The following is a 25,785-nucleotide window of genomic DNA, read 5'->3' on the forward strand; positions in this document are numbered from 1 at the left end:
GGGCGGCACCGGGCCTCCCGCGGTTGATGAGCAGGACAACAACTCTTTACTAGGGAACAAATGATTCGTTGCAATATGCGCAACGGATGAAATTATATGCACTGTAAATACAGTCGCAAGATAAACTTTGTAAAAGTAGAATAGCTACCAAAAAACAACCCAGCAGTATCGCGTCCTGCTCGGGTGCGGGGCGGAAGGGTATGTTGCTGTGGCAGGGGCAAAGAGCGCCTGATAAACCGCCATTGCTGCGTTACAGCGTCTCGCCGTACAGGCGTACTGTCTTCGCGCTTCGCCGATGCGACGCTGCGCCTTGCACTGACGGTGTTGTCAGGCGCTCCAAGTCGGCGATACGACCGGAGGCGATCGCCTCGATCGGATGGGCTGGGCGTGCACTTTCGCCAGGCAAAATAAAAGCCCGCAGGCGAGTGGCCCCGGGCTTTGACATCGACCGCTTTTACGCGGCGGAGACCGCCGCGACTGTCATCAGTGCTGGCTGATCTTGCCGCGCCATGCGCCCGTTTCCGAGCCGCGCTTTTCCAGCATTTCCTTGTAGTTCGACAGGTTCGCACGCGTTTCCATGCGCACCGCGCCCAGGGCGTCGCCGAGGGTTTCCAGCACGCCTTCCGGCTGGTAGTCCATCTGCAGCGTCACGCGGGTGACAGAGTCGGAAATCTTGTGGAAGGTGACGACACCGCCGTTCGGCACGCCGCCGATGCTGCGCCAGGCGATGCGCTTGTCCGGGATCTGCTCGGTGATCTCGGCATCCCACTCCTTCTCTTCGCCGGCCACATTGGCTTTCCAGTGCAGGCGCTTGTCATCGAGCTGGCGGATTTCATGCACGCTCTTCATGAACTGCGGGAAATCCTCGAACTGCGTGAACTGGTTGTAGGCGGTGCGCACAGGCACGTTCACTTCGATCGATTCGATGATCGAGGAACCCATGTTCGAACCACGGTTCTTCTTCATTTGTTTCGACAACATCATTCCGCCGACTGCGAGTGCGGCGACAGTAACCACTCGATTTAGCATGTGACTCTCCTTTGACAAATAGACGGCCTGCACGCAAAAACGCTATGAGCCCGACCCCATGGGCGTGCAGGACTCGACCGGATATGGCTGGGTCGTACCGGGCCACGCGATAGTTCGCGCATTTGCGATTAAGTTAAGCGAATTTCTGAACAGGGGGCGCGCGGGAGAAAATGCATGACGATACTGCTGAGTTGGAAGACGTTACCTGAAGATAATGAGAGGCGTTTAACTTTTTGTGAGGAAATTATTGTAACCGGGGCGGGTAATGGATGAGCAATGCAGGATGCACGGCGAATGAGCGGGACAAGCTCGACGGAAAAAATTGACTACGATTGAAATCCTGTTTCAATTTTCGATGCCGGATGAAATATCCTTTCAAACACCCATGAGCACCCGGCGACGCTGGATGGGCATACAGTAAATCCCGGCGGTATAATGGCCGCATGAATCTCCTTCACAACCTGAACCCTGAACAATTGGCCGCCGTTACGTTGCCTCCCCAAAGCGCACTCATCCTTGCCGGCGCCGGTTCGGGGAAGACTCGCGTCCTCACTACCCGCATCGCCTGGCTGATCCAGACCGGACAGGTCTCGCCCGCCGGCATCATGGCCGTGACGTTTACCAATAAGGCGGCGAAGGAGATGCTCACGCGCCTGTCAACCATGCTGCCGGTGAATACCCGTGGCATGTGGATCGGTACCTTCCACGGCCTGTGCAACCGCTTGCTGCGTACCCATTACCGCGACGCCGCGCTGCCGCAATCCTTCCAGATCCTCGATTCGCAAGACCAGCTGTCGATGATCAAGCGCATGCTGAAGGCGGCGAATGTCGACGATGAAAAATATCCGGCCAAGAACCTGATGTATTTCATCAATAACGCCAAGGACAATGGCCTGCGTGCCGGCCAGGTCGAGGCCTACGATCCGATCGAACGCAAGATGGTCGAGCTCTACGAGCTCTACGACCAGCAATGCCAGCGCGAAGGCGTGGTCGATTTCGCGGAATTGCTGCTGCGCTCGTACGAGCTGCTGTCGCGCAACGCGCCGCTGCGCCAGCACTACCAGATGCGCTTCAAGCACGTGCTGGTCGACGAGTTCCAGGATACCAACGACCTGCAATACAACCTGTTGAAACTGCTGGCCGGCCATGGCGAGGGTAGCGGCGGGGCGATCTTCGCCGTCGGCGACGACGACCAGAGCATCTATGCGTTCCGCGGCGCCAACGTCGGCAACATGCAGGCCTTCGAGCGCGACTTCCAGGTCAAGAACCTGATCAAGCTCGAGCAGAACTACCGCTCGCACGGCCACATCCTCGACAGTGCCAACTTCCTGATCGCCAACAACACCAAGCGCCTCGGTAAAAACCTGCGCACCGACGCCGGCCAGGGCGAACCGGTCCGCGTCTACGAGGCCTCGTCCGACCTGGAAGAGGCGCAGTGGATCATCGAGGAAGCAAAAAGCCTGATGGCCGAAGGCCTGGAGCGCAAGGAAATCGCCATCCTCTACCGCTCGAACGCGCAAAGCCGCGTCATCGAGCATGCGCTGTTCGCGGCCGGCATTCCCTACACCGTCTATGGCGGCCTGCGCTACTTCCAGCGCGCCGAGGTCAAGCACGCGATCGCCTACCTGCAGCTGATGGACAACCCGCACAACGATTCGGCCTTCTTGCGCGTGGTGAATTTCCCGACGCGCGGCATCGGCGTGCGCTCGATCGAGCAACTCCAGATGGCGGCCGATACCTATGGCGTTTCGCTGTACGCGGCCGTGCCCTACATGACCGGCAAGGCGGGGACCTCGCTGGGCGGCTTCGTGAAACTGATCGAAGGCGCGCGTTTCGAGACCCAGCAACTGGCGCTGCCGGAAATGGTGCGCGTCGTGCTCGAGCGCAGCAACCTGCTGACCCACTACGCCAACGAGAAGGAAGGCGCCGACCGCATCGAAAACCTCGAGCAGATGGTCAACGCCGCCACCCAGTTCGTGCAGGAAGAAGGTTTTGGGCAGTTCGCGCCGGCCCACCTCGGCCCGCCAGCCCAGGCCCAGGCCGGCGAGGCCGTCGTCTACCAGGACGGCATCGACATCCTCGAAGCCGACGCGCCACTGCCGTCGGTCATGTCGCCCTTGTCCGCCTTCCTTGCCCACGCCTCGCTGGAAGCAGGCGATGCGCAAGCCCAGGCCGGCCAGGACGCCATGCAGCTGATGACGGTGCACTCGGCCAAGGGCCTGGAATTCGACGCCGTATTCATCACCGGTCTGGAAGAGGGCCTGTTCCCGCACGAAACCAGCGCGCGCGAGGCGGACGGCGTGGACGAGGAACGGCGCCTGATGTACGTGGCGATCACCCGCGCCCGGAAGCGCCTCTACATGAGCTTTACCCAGCAGCGCATGCTGCACGGCCAGACCCGCTTCAACATGAAGTCGCGCTTCTTCGACGAGTTGCCCGAGGAAGCCCTGAAATGGCTGTCGCCGCGCGTGCAGAGCCACTGGTTCGCCAACAAGAAAGCCGCCACCGCCTGGGACGACGCTGCCTTCCGCAACGCCGGCAGCGACAATAAAATCGCCGCCCAGATCACCCAGAAGTCCGCCGGCAGCTCCGGCTGGCGCATTGGCGAGTCGGTCGCCCACGCCAAGTTCGGTGAAGGCGTGATCGTCAACATCGAAGGCGGCGCCGGCGCCGCCCGCGCCCAGATCAACTTCGGTGCGGCGGGCATGAAAGTGCTCGACCTGTCGGTGGCCAAGCTCGAGCGCATTTCACGCTAGCGCGAATGCGGCCGGTAAATGAGGCCGGGGCCTCATTCACGAAGCCGAAGGTTTCATTCACAAGGCCGGGCCCCCATGCACACGCCCGTAGGGTGGGCGGGGCCGCCGAGGCACCCGTGCTCGTGCCGCATGGTACGCATGAATATTCGGGAAGCTCCGCTTTGCCTGCGCTGGCAAATGGTGGTCTGGCGCCGTGCCGGACAAACAGGTTTTCTGGCGAATCCCCGCATCAGGCGTGCATGAATGTCCGCTGCACATCGGCAGGCAGGTTCTCGATCGCATAGCGCACGGTCGCGCGCTCCATTGATGCCAGGTGCTGGCGCAGGAAGGCCACTACCAGTCCCGGTTCGTATTTGCCGGCGACCTTCAGCACCCAGCCAATTCCCTTTTGCACGTAGGGGTCGCGATCGGCCAGCAGGCGCGCGCAGTTGGCGAATACACAGTCAAGATCGACATGCGCGCTACGGCCCACGAACTTGACGAGCGCAACGTTCGACGCGCGCCGGCACCACGGGCTGCTTGACTGTCCCCATGGGTAGATACGCTCCACGAGATGAGGGTGGCGCTTGAGGTAGGCATGGAGCGGCTTGATGCACAGGTCGTCGCATTGCGCCCAGTTGCCGACCGCGTTCTCGAGCCATGCCTGCACCCGTTCCAGCAGGCGCCCCTCATCGTCCAGGCGGGGCGCTAGCTTCGCGACCAGCGCCGACGCCAGCATGAGATGTTCGTGATACGCCTGCGATCGCGCGAAATGCTCCGCCAGCGCCAGCCAGTCGTCCGCCGACAGCGTCCGATGGCGCGCGAACGCCTGCGCGGCGATCCCGGTCACGCAGGCATTGGAGACGCCGAGCGCAGTGACCGGCGTGGGAAAGTAGCGCTGCAGGGACTGCGCCAGCTCCTCCGATGCGGCGGCCCGCAGTGCGCATTCGAGCTCGGCGACGATGACGTCGCTCATGCGACGGGCAATTCGGTTGCGCCACCCCCTGGCCGGGCAGGCGGACGCGCCAGCGCCAACCGCGCCAGGTAGCACAGGTTGGCAAGCACGAAGGGACCGAACACGAAAAGCATCAGGCCGGGACGGCTGGCCAGTATCGCCAGTTGCACGCGCGAGGTCTCGATCAGGTTCGGCTCCTGGTGCAGCGACATCGGTACCCCGGCCGCGAGTGCGTAGCCATAGTGCAGCGCGAACAGGATGAGCCCGGCACGCCGCATGCCCGCCAGCGCCACATAGGTATAGACACAGTACATGCCGACGGAAACGACGACAGCAATGAGGGGCGACAGGAAGGCCGTGATTGGCCCATAGCTGAAGAAGACCGCCGCCACCAGGTTGTTGCCCATGTTGTAGTGCCCCGGCATGTGCCCCGCGGGCGGAATCGACAATATCGCGATCAGGAGATAGGGTGTGAACAGGCATCCCGCAACGAGCGAGATGATTTTTCGCTTCGAATCACTGCGCATGGTGTCGCTCCATCGGGTCCCTTCGTGTGGCTGCGCCACATTCTCATGCCGGTGCCGGTGCTGGCCTGGACGGCAGCGCCCCAGGCATGTTATTCCGGCCTAGCCGCCGGCGTCCTCAAGCAGCTTGGCCAGTTCCTGGTAATCGTGTTGCCGCGCTATTTCCGACGCGCTGCGCCCTGTCCTGGCCTCAATGACCCTTGCCTTGGCGCCGCTCGCGATCAGTGCACGCGCAATGTCGCGCCCCTGCGTATCGCACACCTGCCGCGTCTGGGCGCAGCCGTCGGCCACGGTCAGCAGGACGCTCCTGATGCCGCCGTTGGGATCGACGCCGCGCTGCAGCAGCAAGCTGGCGACGTCAGCGCGCGCGTTGATCGCCGCAGAGTGAAGGAGAAACACCGCACCGGGATCGTTGGGGTCAAGTGGTCCGCGCGCGTCGAGCAGGGCTGTCAGCAGTTCGGGCAGGCGCTCGTGCGTCATGTGCATGCTGATATACGCCAGGTTGACGTCCGAGGCCACCGCTCCCCTGGCGATGAGATAGGCGATCACCTCGGTCGAGGTGGCGGCGCCCAGCGCACGGCTATGGTCGGCGGTTGGCGATGCGCCCGCTTCGACCAGCAAGCGGGTCATGGCGAGATTGCCCGTGGCCGCCGCATTCACCAGGAGGCCGTGCCCGATGTCCGGATCGCGTGCCAGGTCGGGCTTTGCGCGCAAGAGCCGCTCCAGTTCGGCGACTTTTCCCTGATGGACATACAAGGCCGCCTGATCCTTTGGCGGCTTGGTCAGCTCGTCGATCGCGACGCGTCCGAGCAGGTAGGGCACCGCAACAACCAGGCAGAGCGGGTTGCCGTCACAAAGCACCTTGTCGGCGCGCGCGGGGGCGGATACGAGCAGCGCGGCGGCCATGAGTGCAACCAGCCACGACGCTTTCAACTGTTTGTTTGCTTTCACGATCTTCCTGTCCGGTGGCGGTGTGCGGTCGACAGCAACATGGTCCGCGGCCACCTGGCGCGTGACCAGCGTTTCCGATCCAGCCTACATCCCGTCGATGCGCCTGGCCCGGTCACGCAACAACAGCATCGCCGTGCCGGCGTCGCGCACCCACAGGTAGGACTTGTCGTTCTCGCTCCGGTGCACATGGAGCTGCCCAGGATTGCAGCCGTGCCGCTTTGCGAAATCGTGCTTGTCGAAACCAGGCGGAACATGGGCGACGTCCTTGCGCGGCGCGCCATCCTTTTCGAAACGGTACAGGCAGGCGAAGGGCTCCTTCGCTCCCCACAGGTCCGCCTTCATCTGGCCGACCCAGACATCGCCCCAGTAGATGCGCAGGGTCTTGCGCTCGCGCGCTACCGGCCCCTGTGGTGTCGTGGCGACCCTGAACCGTTCGGCTTCGAGTGTGCGCACGAACTGCGTTGCGAATGCGTTCAGCGGGGCACCGGTGTAGTTCGACAGGTCAGGCATGTAATCTTGCGTTCGTAAAAGTGCACACAGTATATTTCGAACCGTTCTACCCTTGGCCGTGGCCGGCAGGTCCGGCCTTGCGATACCGTAGCCATCCGCCCACGCTCAGCAGCAGCGCCGTGAGCGCGCACATCGCGCCGCTCGCCAGCCTTTGCTGGCGATCCGTCAGCGCGCTGAAGATATCCAGCAAGGCATTGCTGCCGAAGACGGTGAGGTACAGCGCCCCGAGAGTCAGCAGCAGGGCAAGGGCGAGGACGAGAATGCGCATGGGTTTTCCGGGAGCCTTATTTACTGAGGTCGACGGGCCTGGAAGCGCCGTCCACCGGTTTGCCGAAAATCTGCCGGTACCCCGCATACATCGCGCACTGCAGCAGCAGGACGAACAGGAAGATCAGCCACATCAGCAGCACGCGTCCCAGTACCGAGCCGCCCATCAGGAGGGCGATCAGGAAGCAGAACAGCAGCAACAGCCCGAACCAGGCCAGCAGCAGCACCACGAACACGCGCGCACTCTTGAGTACGGCGAAGAAGCTGTAGAAGATGGCCTTGCCCGGCCCCATCTGCTGCCAGTAGATCAGCGGCGCGGCGAAGGACAGCGCGATCAGGACGCTCACGTTCAGGCTCGACAGCGCGAACATCTTGACGAGCTCCCACACCGCCACCTGCGGCACGTTCTTCGGGTCGACCGGCTGCGCGACCTGGCGCATCAGGTCGAGGTCGATGGCGGCGCGCGCAAGCAGGGTCAGCAGGATCGAGGCGGCCAGGTAGACCAGGCCGATCTTGCACAGCTGCCCCAGCACCGGCCAGCGAAAGCCGGTCAGCAGCACGGCCGGGGTGACGCGTTCGCCTTCCTCGATCATCAGGCAAGCCTTCATGAAGGCCATCGAGAACGAGGGCACCAGCACGATGGCGAGCAAGGGGCCGAGCAGCGGCACGGCACTGACCAGGATGCTGATCAGGATGTTCGCGAACAGCAGGGTGGTCAGCGCGGCGGGTTGTTTGCGGAACAGGCCGGTGCCCTGCTTGAGCCAGGTCCAGCCGGTGATTGCGGGCATGTTGTTCATTATCTAGGCCGCCAGGCTCGGGGCCGGGCTGGCAATACGGTCGCGCACGATGCGCTCGAATTGGGTGGGGTCGTGCGGCGTCAGCAATTGCGCCGCGCGCGGGGCGTGCAGGTCGTACAGGCGCGACAGCCAGAAACGCAGCGCCGCCGCGCGCAGCATCGCCTGCCAGGCGGCGCTTTCCGCCTCGGTGAAGGGGCGCACGGCGCGGTAGGCCGCCAGCAGGGCGTGCACGCGCGCCTCGTCGAGCCGGCTGCCGTCGGCGGCAATGCACCAGTCGTTGACGGTGACGGCCAGGTCGAACAGCCAGGTGTCGACGCCGGCGAAATAGAAATCGAAGCAGCCCGTCAGGCGTTCGCCGACGAACATCACGTTGTTGCGGAACAGGTCGGCATGCACGGGGCCGCGCGGTAGTTGCGCATAGCGCTCGGTGCCGGCAAAGTCGGCCTGGTACGCGACCTCGTCCTGCAGCAGGCGCGCCGTGTCTGCCGGCAAGTGCGGCAGCACGGGGCGCGGTGGCTTGCCACCAGTCGAGGCCGCGCAAATTCGGTTGCGCCAGCAGGGAAGTCGCGCGCCGCCAGGTGCATGCGCGCGAGCATGGTGCCGACTTCGGCGCAGTGGACCGGCTGCGGATCCATCTGCGAGCTGCCGGCGAGTTTGCTGACGATGGCGGCCGGCTTGCCCTGCAGCGGCACGACCAGTTCGCCCTCGGCATTCGCGACCGGGGCCGGCACGGGAATGCCGCGCTCGGCCAGGTGGCGCATGAGCTGCACGTAGAAGGGCAGCTGGGAAAAATCCAGGTTTTCGAAGACGGTCAGCACGAACTCGCCGCGCTCGGTCGTCAGGAAAAAATTACTGTTGTCGATGCCGGAGGCGATGCCTTGCAGCGCCAGCGCCTGGCCAAGGGGAAACTGCTTGATCCACTGGGTGAGGTGCTCCAGTGTGACCGCGGTGAAAACTGCCATTATGGAAGTACAGGTTAAGGGTCGGACTGGCAGGCGCCAGGCGCCCGCGATTGGCAGCTTACTGCTGGGTAGATGGCAGCGGCGGCGGTGGCGGAACGTCGGCCGGCTTGCTCATCGGCACGGTGGCCGGCGGCACCTTGCCGGCGGGGGTGCGCCGCTGGCCGGGGTGCGCGGGGCCGCCGATGCGCCGGCCGGAGCCGCGCCAGGCGCCGTCGTGCCTGCCGCAGCGGCCGCCGCGTCGGCATCGGCCTTGGCTTTTTTCTTCGCGTTGAGGTCGAATTCCATCACCTGCCATTGCGGCGCACGGAAGGCGCTGCTCTGGGCATCGCCCGCCTGCGCGTTGCCGGCTGCCTGGTTCGGACGCATGATGTAGTGACTCTTGCCGCTACGCACTTCGACTTCGGTGACCTGGCCGTTGTTGCGCTTTTCCTTGATCTGGGTACCGCGGCGCGGTTCGATGCGGGTGGCCGGCTCGTCGCTGCCACGCTCGATGGGCTCGGTTCCCGGCGGCTGGCCCGCCTGCTGGGCGCCTGCGGTGGCGGGCGTGGCAGTCGTCGGGTTGCCGGTCTGTGCGGCGGCCGTGCCGGCGCCGGCGAGCAGGGCGATCGTCAGGAGGCTCAAGCGGGGAAATGTGCGCAGCATGGTGGTCACCTTGTGTCGTTTAGACCATTGTAACAAACGGATACCGTTCCCTGTGAAAAGTGTCTGTTATTGACGCGGTCCAGCCCCACATACGGACTGTACAGGGAGTGCCCGCGTGCGCAGCCCTTGCACTTTCACCATGCCGGATTCTGCGATAATGCAGCCACCCTGGCTCGCCGCCGGCTCACCCATTTATTCCTATGCAAAATACCCTGCTGCTCGTTGACGGTTCCAGCTATCTTTATCGCGCCTTCCACGCGCTGCCCGACCTGCGCGGCCCCGACGGCCACCCGACCGGCGCGATGCACGGCATGGTCAACATGCTGCGCCGCCTGCGCGCCGACTTCCCGGCGGCCTATATCGCCTGCGTGTTCGATGCCAAGGGCAAAACGTTCCGCGACGACATGTACCCCGAGTACAAGGCGACGCGGGCATCGATGCCGGACGACCTGAGGAAGCAGATCGAGCCGATCCACGAAGTGGTGCGCCACATGGGCTGGCCGATCCTGACGGTCGAGGGTGTCGAGGCCGACGACGTGATCGGCACGCTCGCCGTGCAGGCCGCCGCCAAGGGCATGAACACGATTATTTCGACCGGCGACAAGGACCTGGCCCAGCTCGTCAACGACAAGGTCACGCTCATCAATACGATGAGCAACGAAAAACTCGACGAAGCCGGCGTGGTCGCGAAATTCGGCGTGCCGCCGAACCGCATCATCGATTACCTGACCCTGATCGGCGACACGGTCGACAACGTGCCGGGCGTGAACAAGTGCGGCCCGAAGACGGCGCTGAAATGGCTGGCGCTGCACGGCTCGCTCGACGGCGTGATCGAGAACGCCCATACCATTGGCGGCGCGGTCGGCGAGAACCTGCGCACGGCGCTGGAATGGCTGCCCCAGGGCCGTCAACTGATCACCGTCAAAACCGACTGCAACCTGATGGGCCATCTCGTGACGATCGAGGAAAGCCTGGTCGGCCGTCCGGAAGACAAGGATGCGCTGCGCGACTTCTTCCAGCGCTATGGCTTCAAGACCATGTTGCGCGAGCTGGGCAACCCGGCCCCCGGCACACCGGTACTGAATTCCCCGGAAGGCGCCCAGCGCTCGGACGATACGCTACCCGGCATGCCGATCATCAAGGGAGAATACGAGCTCGTGACCACCTGGGAGCAGCTCGACAAATGGCTGGCGCTGGCCGAGGCCGCCGAACTCACCTCGGTCGACACCGAAACGACCTCGCTCGACCCGATGACGGCGCAGATGGTCGGCATCTCCCTATCCGTGGAGGCGGGCAAGGGCGCCTACATCCCGGTGGCGCACCGCTACGCCGGCGTGCCGGAGCAATTGCCGCGTGAAGAGGTACTGGAACGCATGCGCGGCTGGCTGGAGAATCCGAGCAAACCCAAGCTGGGCCAGAACCTGAAGTACGACATGCACATCTTTAATAACCACGGCGTGACCCTGCGCGGCATCGTCCACGACACGCTCTTGCAGTCCTACGTGTTCGAGTCGCACAAGCCGCACGACATGGACACGATGGCGATGCGCCACCTCGGCTACACGACCATTCCCTTCGTGGACGTCTGCGGCAAGGGCGCGAGCATGATCTGCTTCGACCAGGTGGAACTGAACCGCGCCACCGAATACGCGGCCGAGGATTCCGACATCACGCTGCGCCTGCACCAGACCATGCTGCCGCACGTTCTGGAAGATGCCGGCCTGACCTATATCTACGAAAAAATCGAGCTGCCGACCCAGATCGTGCTGCAAACGATCGAGCGCAACGGCGTGCTGATCGACAGCGAAAAATTGCAGGCCCAATCGCGCGAGATCGGCGCGCGCCTGGTGGAACTGGAAGCGCAGGCCTATGAACTGGCCGGGGGCCCCTTCAACCTCGGTTCGCCGAAGCAGATCGGCGAGATCTTCTTCGGCAAGCTCGGCCTGCCGGTGATCAAGAAGACGGCCACCGGCGCGCCTTCCACCGACGAGGAAGTGCTGCAGAAGCTGGCCGAAGACTTCCCCCTGCCGAAAGTGCTGCTGGAACACCGCGGCCTGTCGAAGCTGAAGTCCACCTACACCGACAAGTTGCCGACGATGGTCAACCCGGCGACCGGCCGCGTGCACACCAATTATGCGCAGGCCGTGGCCATTACCGGCCGCCTGGCCTCGAACGACCCGAACCTGCAGAACATCCCGGTGCGGACAAGCGAAGGCCGGCGCATCCGCGAAGCCTTCATTGCCGCTCCGGGCAAGGTGATCGTCTCGGCCGACTACTCGCAGATCGAGCTGCGCATCATGGCCCATATCTCGGGCGACGAAGCCATGCTGCGCGCCTTTGCCGAGGGCGAGGACATCCACCGCGCCACCGCCGCCGAAGTGTTCGGCGTCGCGCCCGACGAAGTCGACAACCAGCAGCGCAGCTATGCCAAGGCGATCAACTTCGGCCTGATCTATGGCATGAGCGCCTTTGGCCTGGCGGCGCGCCTGGGGATCGAGCGCGCCGCTGCCGCCAGCTATATCGACCGCTATTTCGCCCGCTTCTCGGGCGTGAAGCAGTACATGGACGAAACGCGCCTGCAGGCCAAGGCGCGCGGCTATGTCGAAACCGTCTTCGGCCGCCGCCTGTGGCTGCCCGAGATCAATTCGCCGAACGGCCCGCGCCGCGCCGGTGCCGAACGCGCGGCGATCAACGCGCCGATGCAGGGCACGGCGGCCGACCTGATCAAGCTGGCGATGATCGCGGTGCAGGACTGGCTGGAGAGCGAAAAACTGGCCACGCGCATGGTCATGCAGGTGCACGATGAACTGGTGCTGGAAGTGCCGGAAGGCGAACTGGAACTGGTCAAGGGCAAGCTGCCGGAACTGATGGCGGGCGTGGCCCGGCTGAAGGTGCCGCTGGTGGCCGAGACCGGCGTGGGCAGCAACTGGGAAGAAGCGCACTAAAACGATAGCATCATCAATGCGGCAGTTGCCGCCAACTTGGGAAAAGGAGAGACAGGATGTTCAATCACGTCGTGATCGGGTCCAACGACATCGAACGCTCGAAACGCTTCTACGATGCGGTACTGGGCGTACTTGGAGCGGGCGAGGGAATGCGCAACCAGGCGCCGACCGGCCAGAGCCGGCTGTTCTACCGCCATGACGGCAACAGCCTCGGCATCACCCTGCCGATCAACGGCGAAGCGGCCACCTGCGCCAATGGCGCGACCATCGGCTTCAAATGCCAGTCGCCCGAGCAGGTCAGGCAGTTCCACGACACGGCTGTCGCCCATGGCGGCATCTCGATCGAAGATCCGCCGGGCCTGCGCGAGGGCAGCCTCGGCGCCATGCACCTGGCCTATGTGCGCGACCCGGACGGCAACAAGCTGTGCGCGGTGTACCGCGTGAAGTAAGCCCCAAAGAAAAGCCGGCGCCGTCTATGGGACGGGCGCCGGCTGCGCGAATCAAACGATGAGGGGAATCAGCGGCGGCGGCGGGCCATGCCCAGCGCGGCCAGCCCCAGCGCCATCAGGGGCAGCGCACCCGGCAGCGGTACCGGTACCGGCATGTCGACCTGCCCCTCGATCACGTCGTTCTGGCAGGTTTCGCCCCAGTGCAGCGCGTACGACGAGTAGCGCGCCAACTCGACCGACGAGAGCATGATGGTGAATTCCAGCGCCGCGTTCGGCGTGACCGTCCAGGTGCCCACCAGGCCCGTGTCCGTCACGGTGTTTGATGCCGTGTTCACGGCCGTCGCCTGGCCGTTGCGGTAGTAGCAGCTCACGCCCAGGCCGCAGCTCATGAAGGCTTCCGAACCCTTGGTGTTGGCGGCGTTCGTCGCGCCGTTCAGCTGGTAGAGCTTGAAGCTGCCGCCGGTGTTGCTGAAACGGTTGTCGAGGTGGAAGCCATAGGACCACAGCGTGCCATTCGCCGAATTGCTGCCTGCATGGTTCGCGTCGCCGCCGTAGGGGTTCCAGGTTTCGGCCAGGAACAGGTCGCCGTAAGCGATGCCGCCCTGGGCTGCCCAGGTATCCACGCCCGCGTGGCCGGCGAAATTGGTGGCGATGGCGATTTTCAGCTCGTTGCCGTTGCGCTCGATGGTGGCGCCATGGATGTCGAAGGTGCTGTTGCCGATGACGTCGCCGTAGCCGTGGGCGTCGCCGCCCCAGAAGGCACCGGCGCCGGTGTCGTTAATGACGCCCGCTTGCGCGCTGCCGGCGCAGAGAGCAATGGCAGCCAGCGCCGTCGTGATGATCTGTTTCATGATTTCCCTGGAATGTGATTTTTATAATCACTATTTCAAGCAGGAATCATGCCAATAATAAAGATTTGTTATAGATCAGGCACTTGCTTCCGGTTTCGTGCTTGGACAGGCCGCGACTGTAAAGTTTACCGTCACGGCGCCGCCTTCATGCTTCGCCCTCTTCCCCAGGCTGGGTAGGCGCAATGCGGATGCCGCGCCGTGCCAGGGCTTCGCGCAGCAGGAACTCGATTTCCGCGTTCACGCTGCGCAGGTCGTTCGCGGCCAGGCGCTGCAGTTGCTCCCACAGGTTGGGATCGATGCGCAGCGGGAAGGCCTTCTTGCCGGGACTTGCCATCAGGTTCTCGGTTCGGGGGCGTCAGTTGTACAGCGTGCCCGTATTGATGATGGGCTGTGCGTTCTGGTCGGAGCACAGCACGACCAGCAGGTTGCTGACCATTGCCGCCTTGCGCTCGGCGTCGAGCTCGACGATGTCGCGCTCGGCCAGCCTTTTCAAGGCGTCTTCGACCATCGCGACGGCGCCGTGGACGATGCGGGCGCGGGCGCTGATGATGGCCTGCGCCTGCTGGCGGCGCAGCATGACCTGGGCGATTTCCGGTGCGTAGGCCAGGTGGGTCAGCTTGGCGTCGACCGTTTCCACGCCGGCCGCTTCGAAGCGCGCCGTCAATTCGTTCATCAGGGCGTGCGCCACTTCGGCGGCACCGCCGCGCAGGGTCATTTCGTCGTCCTTCAAATCCTCGCCTTCGTCGTAAGCGTATTGCGCCGCCAGGTGACGCAGGGCCGCTTCCGCCTGGACAGCCACATAACGCTCGAAATCGTCGACCTCGAACATGGCCTGGGCGGTATCGCGCACGCGCCAGACGACGGCGGCGGCGATTTCGACCGGATTACCACGCTTGTCGTTCACTTTCTGCATCGGCATGTTCAGGTTGCGTGCCCGTACGGTGAGTTTGTGTTTGCGATAGAAGGGAAACGCCCAGCGCAGGCCTTCGCTGCGGTCGGTGCCGATGTAGCGGCCGAACAGGGTCAGCACGGCCGTTTCGTTCGGCTGCAGCATGTACAGGCCCGTGCACGCAAAAATACCGGCTGCAATCAGCACGATACCAGCAATGGAGGCCATGAAAGGGAGGGCCTGCTTTACTACCAGGACATTGAGCGAGAATCCGGCTGCGATGGCGAGCAGGCCACCGGCCAGGGCCAGATAGCCATTCACGGACGAAACGTGCACTTCCTGCCTGACATGCGTGGTCATGGTGGTGGACTCCCTATGTATATTAAAGTGATATCACTTTAAGATCATCGGGGCGATGTGTCAAGCAGGAAACTTCAACGGCTGTCACTGCCTGGCCGCCGTCGCAATCCAGGAGCGGATGATGCGCGCTCCTGGATTCGTTTATGCTGATTCTTTGCATGCGTGTCAGGAAGAGCAACCATGAAAACCCACAAGATCGCCGTGATCGCCGGCGACGGCATCGGCAAGGAAGTCATGCCCGAAGGCCTGCGTGCATTGCGCGCGGCAGCGGCCCGCTTCGGTATCGGGCTGGAATTGACCACCTTCGCCTGGGCCGATTGCGACTACTATGCGCGCCACGGCAAGATGATGCCGGACGACTGGAAGGAGCAGCTATCCGGCTTCGAGGCGATCTTCTTCGGCGCCGTCGGCTGGCCGGATACGGTGCCGGACCACATCTCGCTATGGGGCTCGCTGCTGAAATTCCGGCGCGAGTTCGACCAGTACGTCAACCTGCGCCCTGTGCGCCTGATGCCCGGCGTGCCATGCCCGCTGGCCAACAAGCAGCCGGGCGACATCGACTTTTATGTGGTGCGCGAAAACACCGAGGGCGAATACTCGTCGGTCGGCGGACGCATGTTCGAAGGCACCGAGCGCGAGCTGGTGCTGCAGGAAGCGGTGTTCACCCGCCATGGCGTCGACCGCATCCTGAAGTATGCCTTCGAGCTGGCGCGGCGCCGTCCGAAAAGGCACCTGACCGCGGCGACCAAGTCGAACGGCATCGCCATTTCGATGCCCTACTGGGACGAGCGCGTGGCCGCCATGGGCGAGCAGTACCCCGACGTCGAATGGGACAAGTACCACGTCGACATCCTGGCCGCGCGCTTCGTACTGTCTCCCGAGCGCTTCGACGTGGTGGTGGCCTCGAACCTGTTCGGCGACATCCTGTCCGACCTGGGCCCGGCCTGCGCCGGCACGATCGGCATCGCGCCTTCGGCCAACCTGAACCCCGAGCGCCGCTTCCCCTCGCTGTTCGAACCGGTCCACGGGTCCGCGCCCGACATCTACGGCAGGAACATCGCCAACCCGATCGCCATGATCTGGTCGGGCGCGATGATGTTCGAGTTCCTGGGGCAGGGCGACGAACGGTACACGCAGGCGCACGACGCCATCCTGCGGGCGATGGAACGCTGCCTGACCGGCGGGCCGCGCACGCCCGACATGGGCGGCAATGCCAGCACGACGGAGGTGGGCGAGGCGATTGCCGCCTACCTGGTGGCGGCGAGCTGAAGGTGCAGGCCGCCTCCGCTGGTCCGGCGAATCGTGCAGTTCGTCGCAAAAGGCGGCGGCGCCATGAAGCGCCTGCCTACAATGATTTCATTGTCCAACACTACCGGGAATTCATCATGCGCCGCCTTGCCCTCGTCCTTGCCTTGTCCCTTTCCTGCGCTGCCGCCTGCGCCGCCGAGCAGGTGCGTGCAGCCGCGCCCTTCACCTCGATCAGCGTGCAGGGGCCGATCAGCGTCACCGTGGATGCCGGCAAGGCGCAGACGATATTGGTGCGCGGCAACGACCGTTTCGTCAGTGGTCTCACCAGCGAAGTCGTGAATGGCGAGCTGCGCCTGGGCATGCGCGACAAGAACCTCTCCGCCGGCAAGGGCGAGCAGCGCGTGCTCGTCACGGTGCCGGCGCTGCGCGCCTTCAAGGCCGAAGGCGCGGGCGAAACCCTGCTCAACAACATACGCGGCGAGCGTTTCGACCTGAGCTACCGCGGCGCCGGGCGCCTGGTGATCAATGGCCAGGTCAAGTCGCTGAAGATGCGGGCCGAGGGCGTGGGCGAGGTCGATGCCAAGGCCCTGGTCGCGAACGAGGCCGACGTCCGCTTCCAGGGCATCGGCGACGTCAAGGTCCACGCGAAGGACAGGCTCGACACCGTCGTGCAAGGCATGGGCACGCTCACCTACTACGGCAAGCCGCGCAACATCAACAATTCTGTGCAGGGCATTGGCAGCGTCGATGCCGGCGACTGAGGGCGTTCGAAGACGTCCGCGGCAAGGACGATTGGACGCCCAAGGCCACTAATTTGTCCACGCGCGCCACTACCGCGCACCTCTCCCTGATTGACAATATTTTACGTAAAGGCGGCACAGCCGAAAGCGCTACGCAGTCGCGTCACGCCTGGCAGCTGGCCGTTTCTTTACGTAGCAGGATCCAGGGGCCGGTCGGCCGGGCGATCCATTCCAAGCCAATCCAGGAGACTTCAATGCAACGACTAAACAAAACGCGTTCATGCTGTGCCGCCTTGCTGCTGGCATGTGCCGGCCTTGCCGTATCAAACCAGGTACTTGCCGTCGAAAACGGTCCAGCCCCCAGCCTGGCGAGCATCCAGGCCGACGGGCCCTATGCCGTCTCCACCCAGACCGTGAGCGGCAGCGGCTTCGGCGGGGGCACCGTGTATTCGCCGAATACCGCCGGCAAGTACGCGGTCGTTGCGGTCTGCCCGGGCTTTACCGCCACCCAGTCCTCGATCGCCGCCATCAGCCGGCGCCTGGCAACCCATGGCTTCGTCGTCGTGACGATCAATACCACCAGCGTGTACGATTTCCCGTCCAGCCGCGCCAACCAGCTGCTGGCCGCGCTGCGCACCGTCACGGCGCTGGCGACCGGTCCGGTCGCGGGCAAGATGGACACGACCCGGCAAGGCGTTGCGGGCTGGTCGATGGGCGGCGGCGGCGCCATGCTGGCGGCGGGCATGACGCCGGGCCTGAAGGGAGGTGTCGCGTTTGCTCCCTGGAGCCAGTCCAACAACGTGAGCCGCTCGGCCGTGCCGATGGCCTACCTGGCCGGCACCGCCGATACCGTCGCCCCGGCCGGCAGCCACGCCAGCGTGTTCTACAACGCCACCCCGGCCACGACGAAGAAGCTGCTGGGCGTGATCACGGGCGCCGACCACAACTTCCCGAAAACGGCCAGCCAGCCGGCAAGCTATACCCAGGTCGCTTGGATGAAGCGCTTCCTCGACGGCGATACGCGCTATGCCCAGTTCCTGAAGGGCGATACGCGCTTCACGACCTTCCGCTCGACCGGGCCGTTCTGAGCCGGCGGCACGCGGCGCTGTCAATCCCAAGGCAAGCTGTCATACTGGAGCGAACATGACGAAGTCGAAGAAGTGGGTCGCTGCCGCGCTGGGCGTGGCGGCTTGCCTGGGGCTGGTCTTCCTGCTGGCGACTTTTGTCGCCGACAAGCCGGCCGCGCCTGCCGTGGCAAGCGTGGCCGGCAAAGGCCAGGTGCCGGTCGACGGCACCATGTACGGCCAGGCCTTGCCGGCCCCGGCAGCCTCGTGGCCCGATCTTCCCGGAGGCCAGCCAGCCATGGAGTCGCCGCTGAGCACGATGTCGCCGCCCCGGTTCGCCGCCGACAGGCAGGGCAGGCTGGTGTTTGACGCCGATACCCATGCCAATCTCGAGAAATTCCTGCTCGAACTGGATCCGAAGAGGAGGCAGGCGAACCTGGAGCGCATCGTGCAAGGCTTGCCCCCGCAGGCCGCCGGCGAGCTGAAAGTACTGCTGGGCCAGTTCGAGCAATACAGCAAAGCACTCGCCCATACCATCCCGCCCGATAACGCGCCGGAAACCGAGCAGGCCGGGCTCAAGCTGCTCGACCAACTGCATGCGCTGCGCGTGTCCTACCTGGGAGCGGACGCGGCCCAGGCCATGTTCGGCGCGGAGGAGGCAACGGCGCGCCGGCTGATCGCGCTGATGGCGGCGCAGGACGATCCGAACCTGACGCAGCAGCAGAAGGCGGAGCGGGCGCAGGAGCTCTTGCGCATGCAGAGTCCACCGGCTCCTCCGCCGCGCTGAGGGCGGACCTCCGGGCTCAGGCCTCGTAGCGGGCCTGGTACTGCTTGGGCGAAACGTCGAACCAGCGCCGGCAGGCACGGAACAGCGTGCCCTGGTCGGCGAACCCCAGCATGTAGGCGATTTCCCCGACCGAATAGCGGCGCTGCGCAAAATATTGCCGGGCCAGTTCGCGCCGGGTCTCGTCGAGTATCTTCTTGAAGGACGTGCCCTCGTCCTCCAGGCGGCGGCGCAAGGTGCGGTCGCCCAGGCACAGCAGCCTGGCAATGTCTTCGCGCCGGGGTTCGCAGCCGAGCAGCTTGCCGGCGATCAGGTCGCTCACCTTGCGGCTGATGCGCCGGTTGTCCAGGCGAATCAGGCGCTGGCCGGCGAACTGGGCATGGAACTTTTCCAGTGCCGGGTTATGCGTCGGCAGCGGCAGGCGCAGGTCGGCGGCGGACAAGACCAGCCGGTTGGCGGCGGCATCGAAGCGCACGGGGCTCTGGAAGGCTTCCTCGTAACGCCGCGGGTGCGCCGGTGGCGGGTAGTCGAACTCGACAAAGCGGGGCAGGATATCCCGTTGCGAAATCCAGCGCAGGAAAGACAGCAAGGTCAGCGTATCGAATTCGTAGCGCTGCCGCGGCACGCTGTCGCCGCCGCCGCACAGTGTCATCTCGATCGACACCGCGTCTCCTTCCTCGCGCAGCACCAGCGTCGCCGCTTCGCTGACGACGCGCAGGTAACGCACCAGGCATTCGAGGCTGGCCAGCAGGTTGGGGCAGGACATCATGGCATAGCCAATGACATCGAAGTTGGCGAGCGAAGAGGACGGGGGCCTGGACAAGGCGATCATGCAATTGCGGGAACGCTGCACCGCCAGGTTCCACAAACGGCTCACCTTTTCGGTTGGGCAGCGCATGTCGGGATTGTCCAGGTCCGCCAGGCACATCCCGGCCTCGCCGAACAAGTCCTGCACATCGAGTCCTTCGTGCTCGAACAATCCGCAGATGCCTTTGACCCAGGCTGCGGACGTGGTGCGATTGCTCATGTCCGTTCATTCGTCCAATCTGATCGTCATCGCGTCCGCCGGAATGGTCCGGTGGGGCGGTCACGCACCCTAGGCGGGTCGGTTAAGAACTCGTTAGCGACAGGCTCGCGAGGATCTTGCTGGAACCTTCGGGCACCGGAGACGTCAGGCGGGCGAGCGTGCCTGACACAGCGGTTGCGGCTCGAAAATATAGCGCATCGGGACTGAAAAAAGGACGGTCGTTTGTAAAAAAACCATGCACACGATCTGTTCGGCCGAAATCGATGCGCCCCGCATATTCGTACTCCTGCTGGGCAGTCATTCGTGAAGTTGCGCAAAGGCAACAGTAAACCGTTTCAGTTGTAATGAAACGTTTCAATGTACGCTGCTTAACTTATAAGTTGCCATGCGGAATGTTAGGATCTTTTCGACGCCGTGACAGGCGAAACATTTTGAAAGGTATCCCGTGCGTATTACCCCACTCCGTTCTACTCTCCTCCTCGGCGCGATCGCTGCGGCAACCCTGAGCGCCTGCGGCGGCGGTGGCGACAGCGGTAGCACGACGCCAACTCCGGTGTCGACCATGGGCACGCTCAAGGTCGGCCTGACCGACGCCCCGGCTTGCGGCTTCGACGCAGTCAATGTCAGCGTCAGCAAGGTACGCGTCAACAAGAGCGCCACCGCCGGCGAACTTGATGCCGGCTGGACCGAGATCGCCCTGGCGACGCCGAAGAAGATCAACCTGCTGAACCTGACCAACGGCGTGCTCGAGAACCTGGGCCAGACCACCCTCGAGGCCGGCCAATACAACCAGCTGCGCCTGGTGCTCGATACGGCGGCGAATGCCAACACGGTCGTGCCGACCGGCGGCACCGGCGAAAAGCCGCTCGAGACCCCGAGTGCGCTGCAAAGCGGCATCAAACTGGTGGGCGCCTTCAACGTGGAAGCCGGCCAGACCGCGGACGTCGTGATCGACTTCGACGCCTGCAAATCGGTCGTTACCCGTGGCGGCAAGGGCACCTACGCACTCAAGCCGGTCATCAAGATGCTGCCGGCCCTGGTCAACGGCATCGGCGGCTTTGTCAGCCCGGCGCTGCTGGCGCAAAACGTGACGGTATCGGCCCAGCAGAACGGCAGCATCGTCAGCGCGACCACGCCGAACGCGACCACGGGCGAATTCCTGCTCTCGCGCCTGGCGCCGGGCAACTACGATGTCGTCATCACCGCCGACAACAGCGCCGCAGCCGTGGTGGGCGCCGTGCCGGTTGCCTCGACCACCGGCAAGACCAACCTGAGCACCGCGGCCGCGCCCATCACGCTGGCGACCAGCACCATGGGCAGCATCGGCGGCACCGTCACCATGACGCCGCCGAGCAGCACTGAAGCCGCGTATGTGGCGGCCAAGCAGAGCTTCGGCACCGGTACCCCGGTGACCATCAAGTACCGGGGCGCGGACCTGGCGACCGGTGCCTACACCATCGCCAACCTGCCGGTCGCCGCTCCCCGGTACGCGGCCTACAGCGCGCCACGCTGCCGCTGGCTTTCGAACCGGCTGCGAACGTCACCGCCGGTACCTACCGCGTGGACGCATCGGCGACCGGCTACACGGCCAAGTCGGTCGACGCCGTCAGCATCGCTACCGCCAACGCGACTGGCGTCAACTTCACGCTGACCCCGTAAATCAGGTCGGTAATAAAACAGCGCCCCGGCTGCCATTGCAGGCAGCCGGGGCGCTGTCGTTTGCGTTCCCAGCGGTCGAGCGGTGGCTCAGCGTTGCTTGCGGCGCCGCGTGGCAGCGGCGGCCAGCACGCCCAGGCCGAGCAGGGGGCCAGCGAGGGCCGGTTCCGGGACTTCGCCTGCCGGGACCGTGGGCGTGATCCCGGTCTGGCGCAGGTAGCCCGAGGCGCCGCCGCACTCGACGTCGGTGGTCCAGCCGCAGCCGGCGCCGCCCATGCCGGCGTCGCTGTTGGCGGTGAAGACCGTGAACAGGCTGCCGCTCGAATCGAGGCCGACATGGTGTTCGGTGTCGTTCGCGTAGATGTAGCCGGACAGCAGGCCATCGCTTCCGAAGCGCAGGTCCAGTTCCAGCAGCGCGTCGGGTCCGTACCCGCTGTCGAAGCCGGTCCTGGACGAGTAGGACATCAGGCCGTCGCCGTTCTCGGCATCGAAGCTGTACGTCAGGCTGAGCAGGCCCTGCCGCGGGCGCTTGTGCGCGCCAAGGTAGTCGGCCAGGTTGAAGCTGAAGGCGCCGCTATTGACCGTGGCTTCGTCGAATTCGAGCTGCAGCGTGATGCCGCGCGGCGTTTCTTCGTTGGTCGGCTGCCATTCGTAGATGACGCCGGCGTGGCTGCTTGCGCAGAAAAGGCTGAGGCTGGCAGCGGCCAGCAAGGATTTGATGTTCATGGTATGGACTCCCGTTGTGGACAGGAATCGTTCTAGCAATTCCCGCGCCACCTGTCCGTACACCCTGGATTGCCGGGCTGTCTTGTTTGTCAACTGTTTATGACAACTGCCAGTTGTAAAGAATGTCGACAGTGCAACTTGCAGAGCGCCGAGGCAAATCTGCTGCCGGGCCAGGCCAGCCTTGCGGACGCACGATCGCTGCCTCGCTGTTAAGATAGTCAGCCTTACAACCTTGGACTGGAGGGATGCAATGAAGGATCTCGTACAGGATGGCGACAGCCTGCTCGCCGCCAGCAGTTTCGAAGACGGCGTCGACCGCCGCGTGTTCCTGAAAGCCGCCGTCGGCACCGGTTTTGCCGCCGCGGTGCTGCCGGTGGAAGCGCAAACCCTGGTCAAGACCGATACCGCCGGCCTGTCCGCCGCGGACCACATCATCGTCATCAACGGCCAGGACGTCCCCGTCTACCGCGCCCAGCCCGAGGGCAAGGAGAACCCGCCGGTCATCCTCGTCATTTCCGAGATCTTCGGCGTGCACGAGCACATCAAGGACGTTGCGCGCCGCTTCGCCAGGCAGGGCTACATGGCCGTCGCACCCGACCTGTTCGTGCGCGCGGGGGACGCCGGCAAGGTGCCGAACATCGCCGACCTGATGAAGAACATCGTGTCGCAGACGCCGGACGCGCAGGTGATGTCGGACCTCGACACCGTCGTTACCTGGGCAAGGCAGCGCGGCGGCAATACCGAGAAGCTCGGCATCACCGGCTTTTGCTGGGGCGGACGCATCACCTGGCTGTATGCAAGCCATAACCCGAAGGTCAAGGCGGGCGTGGCCTGGTACGGCCGCCTGGTAGGCGAGGCCACGGCCAACTCGCCGAAACACCCGATCGACATCGCGCAGAACCTGAAGGTGCCGGTGCTGGGCCTGTACGGCGCCAGGGACACCGGCATTCCACTGGAATCGGTCGAGCGCATGAAGGCGGCACTGGCCAAGGGCAACAGCAAGTCCGAGTTCGTGGTCTACCCGGATGCCGGACACGCGTTCCATGCCGACTACCGTCCGAGCTTCGTCGAGGCAGACGCGAAGGATGGCTGGCGGCGTGCGCTGGACTGGTTCAAGGGGCACGGCGTCGTGTAATCGAGCCCGCGTAGCGGCCTGGAGCGGTACAATGCCCGGTTTGCCACACGACGCACGATCCGGCGATCCCCGGAAAACCGACGCGCAGCAGGTTTGCCGGGGTTTGCAAAGTTAGAGGTTTCCAAATCGACCCGATTCTCATTTCCATCCTGCTGGCGACCCTGATCGCCGGCGTCGTCAGCATCTCGGCCGCGGCTGTCTTCAGTTTCACGCTGCTCTCCAAAATGGTGGAGCGGCTGGTGAGCCTGTCCGTCGGGATCATGCTGTCGACCTCCCTGCTGCATGCCTTGCCCGAGGCCTTCGAGTCCGGCGCCAGCCCGCACAAGCTGTTCGCGACGCTGCTGGCCGGGCTGCTGGTCTTCTTCATGCTGGAGAAGCTGGCGCTGCTGCGCCATTCGCACCACCACGAGGGCGATGGCCACCACCACGCCCACGGCCACGATGCGCGGGAAGCGGGCAAGTCGGGCTGGATGATCCTGATCGGCGACGGCATGCACAACTTCACGGACGGCATCCTGATCGCAGCGGCCTTCCTCGCCAACCCGGAACTGGGCATCGTCACCGCGCTGGCCATCGTCGCCCACGAAATCCCGACCGAGATCGGCGACTTCATCGTGCTGCTCAATGCCGGCTTCTCGCGCATGCGGGCGTATGTCTTCAACCTGCTGTGCAGCCTGCTGGCGGTGGCCGGCGGCCTGCTCGGCTACTACACCCTCGACCGCGCCAGCGGCCTGATTCCCTACGTGCTGGTATTCGCCTCGTCGGGCTTCATCTACATCGCCGTGAGCGACCTGATGCCGCAGATGCAGAGGAGGGCGACGGTGAAGGAGTCGATTCCGCAGGTGCTGCTGATCGGACTTGGCGTTATCATCGTGCTGTTCCTGACCGGGCACTAAGGGCTGTCGTTCCACGCTGCTCCGGTCGTGCCGACGAGAGGAGCGTGCCATGCACAGCTATCGCTGGATGCCCGAATCGGGTACTGGACTGGAGCACCTCGTCGTGCGCCGCGATGGCGACACGATCACCGCCCAGGGCGTGGTGATCGGCAGCGAGGGCGGCGCCAATTTTGGCGCACGCTATGCCATCGAATGCGATGGCGAATGGCGGGTGCGCCATGCCGTCATCGAGGTCGCCGGCGGCGCGCGCCTGGCGCTGTTTGCCGACGGTGCCGGCCACTGGCGCGGCCAGGATGGCGCGACCGGCGGCGCTGGACGGTTGCATCGACATCGACCTGACCGCCAGCTGCTTTACCAATACCTTGCCGATCCGCCGCCTCGGCGCCGCGCTGACCGAACGGCAGCCGATCGACGTCGCCTGGGTCTGGATACCGGAGCTGCGGGTGGAAAAGGCCCGCCAGGCCTACACCCGCCTGGACGACGCGCGGGTGCGCTTCGAGAGCGTCGGAACGGGTTTCCAGGCCGACCTGACGGTCGACGGGGACGGGTTTGTGCTTGATTACCCTGGATTGTTCCGGCGCACCGGGTGACGTCCACATGCCAAGGCATTGCCGTTGGTATGGCTCCGCGTGGCAGTGCGGCATGCGACCGTACGACCGCGTGGGCTCAAGAGCCCACCCTGCCTATCGCCGAACTCCATACGTGAGGTGCGCATACCACCGCCCGTAGGGTGGGCTCTCGAGCCCACGCGGTACGGCATTCGATCAGTCGAAACCGATGAAAATCATCGATCCCCGGTCGCTACCGGCCGCCCCGGATCGCTGCACCACTCGCTCCACGACCCCGGATACAGGGCCGCTCCCGGCATCCCCGCCACTTCCAGCGCCAGCAGATTGTGGCAAGCCGTCACCCCCGACCCGCACTGCATGATCGCGTCCTTCGGGTCGCTGATCACGGCACCGAACTCCTCGCGCAGCTGCTCTGGTGCCTTGAAACGGCCGTCGCCCTGCAGGTTGTCCTTGAAGAAGCGGTTACGCGCGCCCGGGATATGCCCGCCGACCGGATCGATGGTCTCGTTCTCGCCGCGAAAACGGTCGGCCGCGCGGGCGTCGATCACGGTGCGTTTCGCGCTCTCGATGTTCTCCAGCACCTCGGCCACCGTCACCGTCGGTACGAAGGGCGCGCGCGCCGCGATGCCGCCGGCGGCGCGCGGTTCGGGCGGATCGTTCGACAGCGGGTGTCCCAGCGCCTGCCAGGCCGGCAGGCCGCCATCGAGCACGGCCGAGGCCTCGTGGCCGATCCAGCGCAGCAGCCACCACAGGCGCGCCGCGTACATGCCGCCGTGGGCGTCGTAGGCGACGACCTGCGTCGTGTCGCCCACGCCCCAGCGGCGCAGCGTCGACACGAAAGCGTCCTTGTCAGGCAGCGGGTGGCGTCCGCGGAAGACGCCGTCCTCGCCGCGCTTGGGGCCGGCCAGTTCCGTCTCCATGTCGGCGAACAGGGCATGGGGCAGGTGGCCGGCGGCATAGGCGGCGCGGCCGGCGGTCAGGTTGACGAGGTCATGGCGGCAGTCCACCAGGACCCAGTCCGGGTCGTCGATGTGCTGTGCCAGGTCTGAAGCGGAGATCAGAGTGGTGTACATG

General features: G+C 64.6%; 24 protein-coding genes and 2 pseudogenes. 11 read left to right on the forward strand and 15 right to left on the reverse strand.

Features of this window, described 5'->3' with window-relative positions:
• Positions 1-483: 483 nt before the first annotated feature.
• A complete protein-coding gene (locus G4G31_RS08230) occupies positions 484-981 on the reverse strand; it encodes an SRPBCC family protein (protein ID WP_229425455.1) in 498 nt (165 codons plus the stop codon).
• Between the two features lie 491 nt (positions 982-1,472).
• Between G4G31_RS08230 and G4G31_RS08235 the strand changes: the two genes are divergently transcribed.
• Positions 1,473-3,785 carry a UvrD-helicase domain-containing protein gene (locus G4G31_RS08235; RefSeq protein WP_182991006.1) on the forward strand — a complete coding sequence of 771 codons (2,313 nt, stop codon included), beginning with the start codon at positions 1,473-1,475 and terminating at the stop codon, positions 3,783-3,785.
• Positions 3,786-4,014: 229 nt separating this feature from the next.
• Here the strand turns inward: G4G31_RS08235 and G4G31_RS08240 are convergent, their stop codons facing one another.
• The 8 genes and pseudogenes from G4G31_RS08240 to G4G31_RS08275 form a co-directional block, all read right to left on the reverse strand.
• Positions 4,015-4,740 (reverse strand): DNA alkylation repair protein, encoded by a 726-nt coding sequence (locus G4G31_RS08240; protein WP_182991007.1) that lies wholly within the window; start codon positions 4,738-4,740, stop codon positions 4,015-4,017.
• A complete protein-coding gene (locus G4G31_RS08245) occupies positions 4,737-5,246 on the reverse strand; it encodes a hypothetical protein (protein WP_182991008.1) in 510 nt (169 codons plus the stop codon). The genes G4G31_RS08240 and G4G31_RS08245 overlap by 4 nt, the downstream gene beginning before the upstream one ends.
• 99 nt (positions 5,247-5,345) lie before the next feature.
• Positions 5,346-6,194 (reverse strand): ankyrin repeat domain-containing protein, encoded by an 849-nt coding sequence (locus G4G31_RS08250; RefSeq protein ID WP_182991009.1) that lies wholly within the window; start codon positions 6,192-6,194, stop codon positions 5,346-5,348.
• An 84-nt stretch (positions 6,195-6,278) separates the two neighbouring features.
• Positions 6,279-6,704 (reverse strand): hypothetical protein, encoded by a 426-nt coding sequence (locus G4G31_RS08255; RefSeq protein WP_182991010.1) that lies wholly within the window; start codon positions 6,702-6,704, stop codon positions 6,279-6,281.
• 46 nt (positions 6,705-6,750) lie between these two features.
• The gene (locus G4G31_RS08260; protein ID WP_182991011.1) at positions 6,751-6,972 is read right to left on the reverse strand and encodes a hypothetical protein; all 222 of its coding nucleotides are present in this window, start codon (positions 6,970-6,972) and stop codon (positions 6,751-6,753) included.
• A 16-nt stretch (positions 6,973-6,988) separates the two neighbouring features.
• Complete coding sequence (locus tag G4G31_RS08265) at positions 6,989-7,759, reverse strand: BPSS1780 family membrane protein (protein WP_229425456.1); 771 nt, start codon at positions 7,757-7,759, stop codon at positions 6,989-6,991.
• 12 nt (positions 7,760-7,771) lie between these two features.
• Positions 7,772-8,730, reverse strand: a pseudogene (locus G4G31_RS28970) (homoserine kinase).
• Between the two features lie 111 nt (positions 8,731-8,841).
• Positions 8,842-9,372 carry a DUF2782 domain-containing protein gene (locus tag G4G31_RS08275; RefSeq protein WP_229425457.1) on the reverse strand — a complete coding sequence of 177 codons (531 nt, stop codon included), beginning with the start codon at positions 9,370-9,372 and terminating at the stop codon, positions 8,842-8,844.
• A 200-nt stretch (positions 9,373-9,572) separates the two neighbouring features.
• Here G4G31_RS08275 and polA point away from each other — a divergent pair, with 200 nt between their 5' ends.
• Positions 9,573-12,317: a DNA polymerase I gene (gene polA / locus G4G31_RS08280; protein WP_182991014.1), complete on the forward strand. Its 2,745-nt coding sequence runs from the start codon at positions 9,573-9,575 to the stop codon at positions 12,315-12,317.
• A 56-nt stretch (positions 12,318-12,373) separates the two neighbouring features.
• Positions 12,374-12,766, forward strand: a complete 393-nt coding sequence (locus G4G31_RS08285; RefSeq protein WP_182991015.1) for a VOC family protein — start codon at positions 12,374-12,376, stop codon at positions 12,764-12,766.
• Between the two features lie 68 nt (positions 12,767-12,834).
• On the opposite strand, the gene G4G31_RS08290 is transcribed toward G4G31_RS08285, so the two are convergent.
• The 3 genes from G4G31_RS08290 to G4G31_RS08300 form a co-directional block, all read right to left on the reverse strand.
• A complete protein-coding gene (locus G4G31_RS08290; RefSeq protein WP_182991016.1) occupies positions 12,835-13,617 on the reverse strand; it encodes a VPLPA-CTERM sorting domain-containing protein in 783 nt (260 codons plus the stop codon).
• A 145-nt stretch (positions 13,618-13,762) separates the two neighbouring features.
• Entirely contained in the window at positions 13,763-13,951 is a 189-nt protein-coding gene (locus G4G31_RS08295) for a hypothetical protein (protein WP_182991017.1), read from the reverse strand.
• Between the two features lie 21 nt (positions 13,952-13,972).
• Complete coding sequence (locus G4G31_RS08300; RefSeq protein WP_182991018.1) at positions 13,973-14,866, reverse strand: SPFH domain-containing protein; 894 nt, start codon at positions 14,864-14,866, stop codon at positions 13,973-13,975.
• Positions 14,867-15,046: 180 nt separating this feature from the next.
• On the opposite strand from G4G31_RS08300, the gene G4G31_RS08305 reads away from it, so the two are divergent.
• The 4 genes from G4G31_RS08305 to G4G31_RS08320 all read left to right on the forward strand — a co-directional run bounded on the left by G4G31_RS08305 (position 15,047) and on the right by G4G31_RS08320 (position 18,705).
• Positions 15,047-16,135, forward strand: coding sequence for a tartrate dehydrogenase (locus tag G4G31_RS08305; protein WP_182991019.1), 1,089 nt, complete (start codon positions 15,047-15,049; stop codon positions 16,133-16,135).
• A 116-nt stretch (positions 16,136-16,251) separates the two neighbouring features.
• Positions 16,252-16,875 (forward strand): GIN domain-containing protein, encoded by a 624-nt coding sequence (locus tag G4G31_RS08310; protein ID WP_182991020.1) that lies wholly within the window; start codon positions 16,252-16,254, stop codon positions 16,873-16,875.
• A gap of 233 nt (positions 16,876-17,108) precedes the next feature.
• Positions 17,109-17,942, forward strand: coding sequence for a dienelactone hydrolase family protein (locus G4G31_RS08315; RefSeq protein ID WP_182991021.1), 834 nt, complete (start codon positions 17,109-17,111; stop codon positions 17,940-17,942).
• A gap of 55 nt (positions 17,943-17,997) precedes the next feature.
• Entirely contained in the window at positions 17,998-18,705 is a 708-nt protein-coding gene (locus G4G31_RS08320; RefSeq protein ID WP_182991022.1) for a lipase secretion chaperone, read from the forward strand.
• 16 nt (positions 18,706-18,721) lie between these two features.
• On the opposite strand, the gene G4G31_RS08325 is transcribed toward G4G31_RS08320, so the two are convergent.
• Positions 18,722-19,729 carry an AraC family transcriptional regulator gene (locus G4G31_RS08325; protein WP_182991023.1) on the reverse strand — a complete coding sequence of 336 codons (1,008 nt, stop codon included), beginning with the start codon at positions 19,727-19,729 and terminating at the stop codon, positions 18,722-18,724.
• A gap of 445 nt (positions 19,730-20,174) precedes the next feature.
• Here G4G31_RS08325 and G4G31_RS08330 point away from each other — a divergent pair, with 445 nt between their 5' ends.
• Positions 20,175-21,380: a DUF4382 domain-containing protein gene (locus tag G4G31_RS08330; protein WP_374011283.1), complete on the forward strand. Its 1,206-nt coding sequence runs from the start codon at positions 20,175-20,177 to the stop codon at positions 21,378-21,380.
• A 95-nt stretch (positions 21,381-21,475) separates the two neighbouring features.
• On the opposite strand, the gene G4G31_RS08335 is transcribed toward G4G31_RS08330, so the two are convergent.
• Entirely contained in the window at positions 21,476-22,111 is a 636-nt protein-coding gene (locus G4G31_RS08335) for a hypothetical protein (RefSeq protein WP_182991024.1), read from the reverse strand.
• A 250-nt stretch (positions 22,112-22,361) separates the two neighbouring features.
• Between G4G31_RS08335 and G4G31_RS08340 the strand changes: the two genes are divergently transcribed.
• From G4G31_RS08340 to G4G31_RS28975, 3 genes and pseudogenes are all read left to right on the forward strand, one after another.
• The gene (locus G4G31_RS08340; protein WP_182991025.1) at positions 22,362-23,246 is read left to right on the forward strand and encodes a dienelactone hydrolase family protein; all 885 of its coding nucleotides are present in this window, start codon (positions 22,362-22,364) and stop codon (positions 23,244-23,246) included.
• Between the two features lie 161 nt (positions 23,247-23,407).
• The gene (locus G4G31_RS08345) at positions 23,408-24,142 is read left to right on the forward strand and encodes a ZIP family metal transporter (protein WP_182991718.1); all 735 of its coding nucleotides are present in this window, start codon (positions 23,408-23,410) and stop codon (positions 24,140-24,142) included.
• Positions 24,143-24,209: 67 nt separating this feature from the next.
• Positions 24,210-24,732 (forward strand): annotated as a pseudogene (locus G4G31_RS28975) (putative glycolipid-binding domain-containing protein).
• A 194-nt stretch (positions 24,733-24,926) separates the two neighbouring features.
• Here the strand turns inward: G4G31_RS28975 and G4G31_RS08355 are convergent.
• Positions 24,927-25,784 carry a sulfurtransferase gene (locus tag G4G31_RS08355; RefSeq protein WP_182991026.1) on the reverse strand — a complete coding sequence of 286 codons (858 nt, stop codon included), beginning with the start codon at positions 25,782-25,784 and terminating at the stop codon, positions 24,927-24,929.
• Position 25,785 lies beyond the last annotated feature (1 nt).

It is taken from the genome of Massilia sp. Se16.2.3 (genome assembly GCF_014171595.1).
Lineage (GTDB): Bacteria > Pseudomonadota > Gammaproteobacteria > Burkholderiales > Burkholderiaceae_D > Telluria.